The sequence below is a fragment of the Methylocella tundrae genome, assembly GCF_901905185.1.
In the GTDB taxonomy this organism is placed as follows: Bacteria; Pseudomonadota; Alphaproteobacteria; order Rhizobiales; family Beijerinckiaceae; genus Methylocapsa; species Methylocapsa tundrae.
In genome coordinates, this window is the sequence record NZ_CABFMQ020000101.1 from 1 (window position 1) to 10,559 (window position 10,559).

The following is a 10,559-nucleotide window of genomic DNA, read 5'->3' on the forward strand; positions in this document are numbered from 1 at the left end:
GCAAAAGGCCGAGGCCTCAAGGATTTGAGCCGCCGCTTCGATCATCGCGTCCGAAAGACGCTCCCCAAAAAACTGAATCATAAGGACTGGGGTCTCCGCATCAGGCGATGCGGGCGTTAGGGAGCCGCCCTGTCCCGCTATCTCTACCATTCGTGCCTACTATGTCAAGGTGATAATTGCCGATATTCCGGACATGGAGAGGTCACGATTCTCTCTGATGGCGCAGAAATCATGAAGCGCTTGCCAAGGGCGCTGCCAAAACCGACGACGCATATTATCGACTGGTTCCACCTGGCGATGAAGATCCGGCCCATGCAGCAAATCGCCGATCATATGGTCGGCTCTCGGACGATCCTTTGCGGGATTCTCGCGGTCATCGACGAGGAAATTGCGGCGTTGAAATGGAAGCTCTGGCATGGGCAGGTCGAACGCGCGATCTGCGCTCTCGAAAAAATTATCGCAGATATGGACACGCTTGGACGCCAGGGCGACTTGTCCGCCACCCGGCTCAACAGCCTTGGTCAGCAACTTCTGACCTACATCCGCTCCAATCGGATCGCGCTTGTCGATTATGGAGCGAGATATAGCGCGGGGCGCCGCATTTCGACCAGCCTGGCGGAATCCGCAGTCAATTCCCTGGTTGCAAAAAGGATGGCCAAAAGCCAGCAAATGCGCTGGTCGCCCTCGGGCGCTCATCTCATCTCATCTCATGCTGCAGGTTCGAGCGGCTATGGCGAACGGCAATCTACGACAACGGCTCCGGCACAAGCCCGACCCGCCAGCGCTGCCTCTCCACCCGATCTTTCAACCAACCCCACCTTTGCTCAGAGCCGCTTGAACCCCAGAGTTTTTACCGCTGTCATTTTGTATTGCTTGACGGGTCGCCTTTCTCTTGTGGGTGACATCACGATCGCCCCTGCAAGAAAAGCGAATTTTTCAGCTTCATGTCTGGTCTCGCGGCCAAGACGCAGCCAAGGATTGTTGGCGCTCGAATAATTGAGCGCCAACTATTGGTTTCAGGCGTCAGTCCGCTCTGGTACTTTGAGGCCGACCCAGTCCTTGTAAAATGTATCGACGTCGGGCTCGAAATCGCGGATCACTGGATACCAGGGCGTCGGCGCTTCGACGTCGTGCAGCGTCGCGCATTCGGAGCAGTAGTATTCGCGCAGCACCTGCCATGTCGAGGTCTGAGCCATCAGGCGTGGATAGATCTCCTCCAGCTTGGGCTGCGTGTCGCGAACGTGGATCCTCGCGAACAGCTTCCAGTTTTCCTTCCAGTTGCAAAAATTGTGACCGCATTCGCACCGGACGACCCATTCCTTCGAAGTTTTGAGCTGAACGATGTAGAGCTTGGGCCCGAGCGGCAGGATGATCCTGTCATCCCAGCTCACGCGCTCTTGCAGAATCTCGATATAGGTCGCGAAACGCTCGGGATCTTTCGGGGTGGAGAGCATTTGATGTAAGGTTTCCTGATCGATCTTGCCATCGACGAGATCGGCGATCTTGGCTCGCGTATATGCCATAATGTTTCCTCCGGCTGTTTGCCTTGCATCATGCGTTTTCGGGGGCGGCTGGACGCCAGCAAATGGCTGGCGTCCTTCGAACCGCCTATTCTTCGACGAACTGAACCGTCTTGACGTCCGGCAATTCCGAGACGTCCATGTGATAGATGGAGCCGTAGTGGGGCACGCCGATTTCTTCCTCCAGCAGCTCCCAGCCATTCGGCAGCTCCCAGAATTTCTTGAAGTCGGCGAGGAAACGGGGTCCGAGTTTGAACGAGGCGGCGAACATCTGCTTCACGTGATCGCCGGCGCCCACTTTCGCCAGGATCTTTTCGCGCTCACCCTTCATCCATTCACGCGTCGGAACCGACTTTGCAATTCGCTCCTTGCGGATCGCGTTGCGTCTTGTGTCGGTTGCGCCCGCATCGACGCACAACGCGCCGTCCGCCGCTTTGCCGAGGATTACGCCGTAGACCTGCGGCGCGAAGCGCTCCAGCAGATAGCCGCCATTGACGTCGTCGGCGACGCTTTGCGGCTCGCGATCGAGCGGATCGCCGAAGCCGGGGCCGCCGCGCATGTAATTGAGGTAGAGGTCGTAATCGGAGAACATCTCCTCGGTGGTGATCGCCTGCTTGTCGCGCTTGATGACGGAGTCTTTGATGAGATCATCCCAGACGGGGTTTTCCGGGTCCGTGTCGCCGCCGAGCGGGATTGGCTTGCCCTCGGCGATCGCCTCCTTCAGCCCTGTCTGGTGCGCGGCGAAGCGATAGCCGGACGCCGCCGGATAGCCGCCCATCAGGCCCCAGTCAGAGGACATGTGGCCATTGCCCATGAAAAACATGGTCCAGTCCTTGGCGTTCCAGACCATGCGCAGGCTCTCGAACCCGCAGCCGCCGCGATATTTGCCGGCGCCGCCGGAACTCGCCTTGATCTGGCGTCCGAGATAGACGAGCGGTTCTGCAAGCTCCCAGATCTCCATGTCGCCCATGTCGCCTTCCGGGTTCCAGATGGCGGCGGCGTGGCTGAGGCCATCCCGCACGGCGCTGGCGCCAGTGCCGTCCGCCGCGCATTCGAACGAGTTGACGGCGTGAATTTCGTCGTACTGGTTGAAGCCGCCGCCCTGCAGCCAGTTCGACGTGTTGGCATTGCCCGCGTTGACTTCCTCAAGATAGCCGCGCCCGAAGTAGGAGCGGCTGAGGCCGCGCCACAAAGCCGTCCACGCCGACACGAGGAAATGCCAGGAATACGAGAACGCTACGCGGCGATCGTCCGGGTTCATCCACGTGCCTTTCGGCAGGCGAAACTCGGTGCCATAGGCCGCTCCGTCGTTGATCATCTCCGACGGGATTAGGGTCTGCGTCATCATCACCCAGATGCCCGAGGTGAAACTCACCTGATGCGCATTGTAGGTGTGCCAGCCCCACCGGCTCGCTCCCTCGAAATCGAGACGCCAGGTGCCGTCGCCGCGGATCGTGATCTCGGAAGGGGCGTGCATGATGGTGTCGAGCTTGGCGAAATCGGAGGGCAAGCGCACGTCCTCATGCGCATAGGGCACGTCCACAAAGCCGACCTGCCGGTATTTGCCGGGAATGGTCATCGCCCTGATGCGGTTCTGCAGACCGACGCGGCCATGTTCGACCGCCTCATAGGCGAACTTCCAATAAGATTCGATGCCCTCCTCGGAGATAACCTCCTCGACCAGCTTGCGGATCATGTGGCATCCGGCGATGCGGGTGCGCTCGTCAAGAATCCAGTAGCGCGGCGTGCGCACCATCCGCTGGCTCTCGTGCAGCCAGTCGCGGAACAGGGCGTCGTTCGCGCCTACCTTGCGACAGGTGATCTGATAGCCGTCGCCAAAGCGTTGCACCTGTCCGGTCGACATCGATCCGGGACCGACCGATCCGGTGTCGATCACATGGGTGACGCCGCCGACCCATCCGATCAATTCACCGCCCCAGAAGATCGGAACAATGGTGTGGATGTCGCAAGGATGGACGTTGCCAATCAGACAGTCATTGTTGCAGAAGATGTCCTTGTCATGAACGCCGGGATTGGATTCCCAGTCATTCTCGATCATGTATTTGATCGCGGCGCCCATGGTGCCGACGTGAATGATAATTCCCGTCGAGGTCAGGATGCAGTCGCCAGCCGCGTTGTACAGTGTGAAGCAAAGCTCGCCCTCCTGTTCCACAATCGGCGATGCGGCGATCTTCTTGGCCGTCTCGCGCGCGTCGACGACGCCCGCGCGCAGCCGCGAGAACAATTTGTTGTATTGAATTGGTTCGTTGTCGCGCAGCTCCAGGCGCTCGAGGCCGGCGTAGTGTTTGGTGCGCTGCGTCGCCTGCATGAGGCGGTCGCGGTGCTGTTTCAGCGTTTCCCCGCCCCGCACGATGCCGCGCGCCGGGGCTGGCGGCTGTATGATGTCCTTTTCGCGAATATTGACGTTCATGATGATGTCTCCTCGGAATGTGATAGCGCTGTTGCGGTCGATCAGACTTCCCTGAGATGGAACAGCCTGTGCGTATCGAGGAACGTTTCGAAGCCGTCGGGCACGACGAAGGTCGTTGCGTCGGACTCGATGATCGCAGGCCCGTGGATGTGGTTGCCAGGTAACAGCGACTCCATCCTGTAGAGCTTGGCGTCGACCCAGCGCTTCTTGCGGTAGAATTTGCGCGTGCCTGTGTGAGCTTCTTCTGGGGGGGTCAGTTCGGAGAGCGGCTCGGCGGGGATCTTTGGCTTCGGGATCGGAACGGCGCCGCGCATGATCGCACCGGTGACGGAGAAGCCGAGTTCTGGCGAGCGGGCCGAGGCTGCGTAGACCCTTCCGTAAGTCGCGTTGAACGCGTCGACCATTTGATTCCAGTCAGCGGCGGTATCGGCCGACGCGATGGGAGATTCGATTTCGAGGTCGTTGAGCTGTCCGCGATATTGCATCCGGTAGCCTGGCTGCAGCGTGACCTGATCCGCCTCGTATCCATTCAGCCTGAATTCCTCCAGAACGTTGCGTGTGAGCTCCTCCCAGGCTGTCTGCAGCGTTTTCGCCGCTTTTTCCCTCTGCTCGTCCGGCGCATCCTCGGCTAGGTTGATGTCGAGCGATTTGTCATAGCGATATTCGAAGTCGGCGGCGGCGCAGCCGAAGGCCGAGAAGCCCGCTGCCCAGGCCGGCACGATGACGTCCTCAAAGCCGAGGCCCTCTGTATAGCCATAGGCGTGGACGGGGCCCGCTCCGCCGTACGAGAAGCAGACGAAGCTCGCGGGGCTGTAGCCCTTGGCGGAGATCATGGCGCGCAGATAGTCGCGAAGATCCGAGTCGAGCAGTTCTATGACGCCCGCCGCCGCGTCCTCGACGGTGAGGCCGAGCGGATCGGCGATCTGCGCCTTGATGGCGTCGACCGAGCGCTGCCGATCGAGCTTGACGGCGCCGCCAAGGAAGTTGTCAGGATTGAGATAGCCGAGCACCATGTGGCAGTCCGAGATTGTAACAGTCTCTATGCCGCTTTCCTTCCAGCAAACTCCGACGCGGTAGCCGGCCGAATCGGGGCCGAGCTTGATCGCCTTGGTGTAGGGATCGAGCCGGATGAAGCTGCCCGCGCCCGCGCCGACCGAATCCATCGCGACAAGCGGCAGCGACAGAACGAGGCGGGCCATGTCGGGATCGTTCTTGATCGTCAGTTCGCCCTGCGTGATGAGCGCAACGTCGAAAGACGTGCCGCCGATGTCGGAGCAGGCGATGTTGCTGTAACCCAGCACCTCGCCGAGGTATTTTGCGCCGATGACGCCGCCGATCGGCCCGGAAACGATCGTGCGGGCGAGTTCCTTGGCTTTCCAGGAAATGGTGCCGCCATGGGTCGCCATGACACGGAAATCGAATTTGGTGCCGTGCTCCTTGAAGGCGTCGGAGATTTTCTTCAGCGTCTGACGCGAAGGCTCGGCCGCATAGCCTTCGAGGATGGTGGTGTTGGTGCGATGAGTCTCCTTCCGCACGGGGTAATAGTCGGCGGAAGCGAAGACCGGGATTGTCTTGCCGCTGGCCTTGATTTCCTCGATCACTATGTCGCGCACGCGGCGTTCATGATCGGAATTCTTGTAGGAATGCAGCAGGCTGATGACGATGCCCTCGACATCGGCCGCGATCAGGTCGCGGGCGGCCTCCCGCGCGGTTTCCTCGCGAAGCGGGATAACCACCGCACCGAACATGTCGATGCGCTCGGTGACGCCCCGCGTGAGGTTTCGCGGCACCAGTGGCGGATCATAGCGATGCGTATTGACATGGATCCGGTCCTCATAGGCATAGCCAAGGTAACACTGGACCGCGCGTCCCATGCGGTGGAAATCCTCCATGCCGCGATTGACGATGAGACCGCACTTCAGGCCTTTGCGCTGCACGACGCGGTTCAGCATCGCCGTGCCGGAATAGACGCCGGTTTGCAGGTCTTTCAGCGCCTCGTCGAGATCGAGGCTCCATCCGGCCAGCCCGTCGATGCTCGATGCGATCAGACCGAGCGCCTCGTTCTGCGGCGTGCTTTGCGCCTTGCCGACGACAAACTCGCCCTCGGAATCAACAAAGAACGTGTCCGTCATGGTGCCGCCAGCGTCGATGCCGAGCACCTGCACGCTGCGTGCGTTCCGCGCAATTATATTCACGGGTTTCCTCCTCAAATGCCGCCGGTCTCTGCGGAGCCGGTTCATTAAGGGGGAGCAGCTTGCATGCCAGAGATCGCGACAAATGGCCGCGTTCGCTTTCTCAACAGCTTACCGCATATGCTCAGCTGTTTGTTGCAGATGCGAGCGTCCGAATTGCGGACGCTCCGTCGGACGATTGTCCGAGGCTCGGACGCGCGTCATGCGGCCAGATGCGTTGCGTAGCGCGTTAGGTTGGCGGGCAGGCGTTTCCTGGCGGGCGATCAGTGTCGGGTTGGCTTTCCGATGCCATATTCCGCAAGGCGCAGATAGAGCGTCGAGCGGGCGACGCCGAGGCGCGCCGCCGCTTTGGTCAGATTGCCGCCGCACGCCTGGATTTCCGTCAGAATGGCGACGCGCTCGATCGCTTTCAGGTCGGATGCGGTCGCGGATGGCGATGGCGCCGCGGCGGGGGTATAAAATCGGATTTCAGGCGGGAGGTCATGCTCGCCCAGGCGATTCGACGTTGACAGCGCAATTATCGAGTCGATGACATTGCGCAGTTCGCGAACATTACCGGGCCAACCGTAGCCGCGCAGCCGCGTCAGCGCTTCGTCACTGAACGTCGGCGCGCTTCTTTCGCGCCGCCCCGCCGCGGCCGAGGCGAAGCGCTCCGCCAGCAGGAGCACGTCATCGCCGCGCTCCCGCAGGGGCGGTATCGTCAATTTTGCCGCCGCCACGCGATAGTAAAGATCGCGGCGGAATCGTCCGCCGGCGACCTCGGCAAGGAGTTCCCGATTGGTCATCGAGATCACGCGTACGTCAACGGACCGGGCCTCATGGCTGCCGATGCGGTAAACGACGCCGTCTTCGAGGACGCGCAGGAGATAGGGCTGCAGATCGACCGGCATCTCGCCGATCTCGTCGAGACACAGCAGTCCGCCATGCGCCTTTTCGATCTTGCCCGGCCTGCCATTTTCGTCGGCGCCGGTGAAAGCGCCCTTGTCGTAGCCGAATATCTCGCTGGCGATAAGATCGCGCGCCATTCCGCCGCAATTGACCGGAACGAATGGTCCGTCGGGCTTTGGTCCTCCGCTGTGGACGGCGCGAGCGAACAGCTCCTTGCCGACCCCGGTTTCGCCTTCAATCAGAATCTGGAGGGCGCTCTCCGCCAGAAGTCGCGCGCGGTCCTTCACCTCAAGCATCGTGCGACTCTCGCCGAGGATCTGATCGAAGCTGACCTTTGGTTCAGCGTGCGGAATGGTCGCTGCGGGGAGCCCTGAAGTGCGCCGGCGCGGCTCGCGCATGACGAGGATGCCGCCCACGGCTCCGTCATCGGCATTTACGATTTCGAGCGTGGCGTTTGGAAAAAGGCGGCGGCAGTTCTCCTCCCAGCTATCCGCAGTCGCTTTTCCGATCAAGCTGCGGATGTTCCCCGCAATCTCATCGCCGGACATTCCGCCAAGCCTGCGTTGCGCACTCCCCAGAGGGTGGACGATGCATCCGCGGCGATCGATGACGAGCATCTCCTCGCTGACCCACAGCGACCGTTTCGAGACGAACTGACGAAGCAGGATCTCATGTTCGGCCCTGGCGACCTGGCCGAGGGTCGCTTCGATCTCCTGACCCATCGCGATGGCGAGCGCCAGACTTTGCGGGTTGAAAGGATTGGCGAGCCCCGAAATGTCAATGACGCCGAGGAGTTCGCCGTCCGTGGGATGGCGGATCGGCGCGGCGGCGCAGCTCCAGCGCTGAACGTCTTCGCAAAAGTGCTCGGCTCCGTGAATCTGGACCGCTTCAGCGCTCGCAAGCGCCGTGCCGATGGCGTTGGTGCCGATGGCGCCTTCCTCCCAGCGGCCGCCGGTTTCAAGATGGTTGCGCCTTCCAAGGTCAACGACGCGCGGGTCGCCTGCGGTATCGATAATGAGGCCGCCGGGGTCGGCGAGGATCATCATCGAGGACGCATCGGCTAGGAGGGTCTTTGATCTCTCCAGCGCGGGCCGCGCCGCCTTCAATAACGCGGCGTTCAGAGAACGGCGCCTGAAGATTTCCGGCTCGCCCGCGAGTGGCGCCTCGGAGCGTTCCGCGGCGATTCCGAACTGGCGGGAGCGCTGCCAGGATGCAGCAATGGCTTCGCCAATGCCGGCCGGCTTTCCGCCCAGCTCCAGAAAAAGCTCCCACGCCCGACGAACCGCGCGCTGTTCCTGCATTTGCGCCCTCTGAATGCCTCAAACGAGGCCGTCAACACAGCTTGCTGCGCCCCCCTGGTATGGGAGCGTCGGAAGCGACAAAGTGCTTTGGCGTTTCCCGGCCCGCGGGCTTCTGTGGCCCGGCGAGGTCGAATCTTAAGGCGATCACGGACGAAATTGCAATAGTGCCTACAGAGGCCGCACTTGAGGAGAGGCGAGCTCCCATACTGAGCCTTGACGACCTTTTTCAAACGCGGCCGATCCTGAGCATTTGGCAGGATCACGCTTACATGAAACGAGGGGGGCTTCCTTTTCTGTCGCCGATCAGATTCACTATGCTGGCCGCGCAGGGGCTGGCCAGCGTGGCAAAGGATTATTCTCTTGGTTTTGCGTGAGGGGATCGTCGCGCGTGTGACTTGAGGGGAAAGCGTGCGCTCGGTGGTTGCGACATTCTCTGTGAGCGTCGCCACCATGGTTCATGATGGCAGCGGCCGAGGGCGCCGTAGAGGAAGTGGTTGATGGAGTGGATGCCCCCTCCTGACGGCATCGTAGTGTGCCAAGGTGGCGATGTTTACGTATCCCACGAACGGAGAGGGCATCCATGGAAAAGGTTAGCATCATCGGCATCGACCTTGCAAAGCGGTCTTTTCAGGCGCACGGAGCTCGCGCTGATGGCGGCGCGGCATTCCGCAAGAAGCTTTCGCGCGAGAAGGTCCTTGGCTTCCTCGCAGAGCAACCGCGCTGCGTTGTCGCGATGGAGGCCTGCGGGAGCGCACACCACTGGGGGCGCGCCATCGGCGATGGGGCCACGAGGTTCGTTTGGTTCCGCCCGCCTATGTCAAACCCTTCGTCAAGCGCCAGAAGAACGACGCGGCCGACGCGGAGGCGATCTGCGATGCAGCGAGCCGGCCGACCACGCGCTTTGTCGAGGTCAAGACCGAGGAGCAGCAAGCGCGCGCAATGCTGTTTCGGACGCGGGAGCTTCTGGTGCGCCAGCGCACGCAACTGATCAACGCGCTGCGCGGTCATTTGGCTGAGCATGGCGTCGTGGCCCCGCAAGGGCCGGCGAATGTGAAGGAACTTGCGCTGGCGGTCGAAGAGGAAAAGACGTCGCTTCCGCTTCTCGTCGTGGAGCTGTCGCGTGTTTTCCTCGAGCAAATCGGCGGGCTATCGAAGAAGATTGGCGAATGTCAGGAGCCATCTTGGAATGAAAATTTGGAGCTTTGCAGGGGCGTGGCCATCAATAGTGAGAATATCGGTTGAAAATATTCTCGCAATTGATGGCTTTTTCTAGAGGAGAACTCGTCAATAACGTCCACCAAATCGCATAAAAGGTTTATAATTCAAATTCTCGAATTGAATGGCTAAACCGCTTTGTATTATCAAAGACAGCGGTAAAAACTCTGGGGTTCAAGCGGCTCTGAGCAAAGGTGGGGTTGGTTGAAAGATCGGGTGGAGAGGCAGCGCTGGCGGGTCGGGCTTGTGCCGGAGCCGTTGTCGTAGATTGCCGTTCGCCATAGCCGCTCGAACCTGCAGCATGAGATGAGATGAGATGAGCGCCCGAGGGCGACCAGCGCATTTGCTGGCTTTTGGCCATCCTTTTTGCAACCAGGGAATTGACTGCGGATTCCGCCAGGCTGGTCGAAATGCGGCGCCCCGCGCTATATCTCGCTCCATAATCGACAAGCGCGATCCGATTGGAGCGGATGTAGGTCAGAAGTTGCTGACCAAGGCTGTTGAGCCGGGTGGCGGACAAGTCGCCCTGGCGTCCAAGCGTGTCCATATCTGCGATAATTTTTTCGAGAGCGCAGATCGCGCGTTCGACCTGCCCATGCCAGAGCTTCCATTTCAACGCCGCAATTTCCTCGTCGATGACCGCGAGAATCCCGCAAAGGATCGTCCGAGAGCCGACCATATGATCGGCGATTTGCTGCATGGGCCGGATCTTCATCGCCAGGTGGAACCAGTCGATAATATGCGTCGTCGGTTTTGGCAGCGCCCTTGGCAAGCGCTTCATGATTTCTGCGCCATCAGAGAGAATCGTGACCTCTCCATGTCCGGAATATCCCTCGAATTGAAGAGCTTGAAGCGTCCTTGCCCGCATTTCACGCTGCGAGGTGTCGGAACGTGTCAACGACTTTGAGACAGCCGGCGTTTGAATTTAAGCTTGGATTTGTAGCCTTTTGGTTGGCGGGTTGATCCAGGCTGCGGTTGGTTTGAGAGGCGGTTCCGGCGGCTTTTTGACGAA

General features: G+C 60.5%; 4 protein-coding genes and 3 pseudogenes. 2 read left to right on the forward strand and 5 right to left on the reverse strand.

The window, feature by feature from the left end; genetic code table 11:
* Positions 1-183: 183 nt before the first annotated feature.
* A pseudogene (locus MPC4_RS16045) lies at positions 184-838 on the forward strand (hypothetical protein); the annotation flags it as partial.
* A gap of 178 nt (positions 839-1,016) precedes the next feature.
* Here the strand turns inward: MPC4_RS16045 and MPC4_RS16050 are convergent.
* From MPC4_RS16050 to MPC4_RS16065, 4 genes are all read right to left on the reverse strand, one after another.
* Positions 1,017-1,523 (reverse strand): acetone carboxylase subunit gamma, encoded by a 507-nt coding sequence (locus MPC4_RS16050; protein ID WP_174513405.1) that lies wholly within the window; start codon positions 1,521-1,523, stop codon positions 1,017-1,019.
* Between the two features lie 85 nt (positions 1,524-1,608).
* The gene (locus MPC4_RS16055; protein WP_174513406.1) at positions 1,609-3,951 is read right to left on the reverse strand and encodes a hydantoinase B/oxoprolinase family protein; all 2,343 of its coding nucleotides are present in this window, start codon (positions 3,949-3,951) and stop codon (positions 1,609-1,611) included.
* A 41-nt stretch (positions 3,952-3,992) separates the two neighbouring features.
* Complete coding sequence (locus tag MPC4_RS16060; RefSeq protein ID WP_174513407.1) at positions 3,993-6,146, reverse strand: hydantoinase/oxoprolinase family protein; 2,154 nt, start codon at positions 6,144-6,146, stop codon at positions 3,993-3,995.
* 260 nt (positions 6,147-6,406) lie between these two features.
* Entirely contained in the window at positions 6,407-8,332 is a 1,926-nt protein-coding gene (locus tag MPC4_RS16065; protein WP_174513408.1) for a sigma-54-dependent Fis family transcriptional regulator, read from the reverse strand.
* Between the two features lie 580 nt (positions 8,333-8,912).
* On the opposite strand from MPC4_RS16065, the pseudogene MPC4_RS16070 reads away from it, so the two are divergent.
* Positions 8,913-9,395 (forward strand): annotated as a pseudogene (locus MPC4_RS16070) (IS110 family RNA-guided transposase); the annotation flags it as partial.
* Positions 9,396-9,721: 326 nt separating this feature from the next.
* On the opposite strand, the pseudogene MPC4_RS16075 reads toward MPC4_RS16070, so the two are convergent.
* Positions 9,722-10,436: pseudogene (locus MPC4_RS16075) on the reverse strand (hypothetical protein); the annotation flags it as partial.
* Positions 10,437-10,559 lie beyond the last annotated feature (123 nt).

What these genes read in the sequence shown, in the direction of transcription:
- MPC4_RS16050 (WP_174513405.1), bottom strand. Translation starts at nt 1,523, where the DNA reads ATGGCATATACGCGAGCCAAGATCGCCGATCTCGTCGATGGCAAGATC.
- MPC4_RS16055 (WP_174513406.1), bottom strand. Translation starts at nt 3,951, where the DNA reads ATGAACGTCAATATTCGCGAAAAGGACATCATACAGCCGCCAGCCCCG.
- MPC4_RS16065 (WP_174513408.1), bottom strand. Translation starts at nt 8,332, where the DNA reads ATGCAGGAACAGCGCGCGGTTCGTCGGGCGTGGGAGCTTTTTCTGGAG.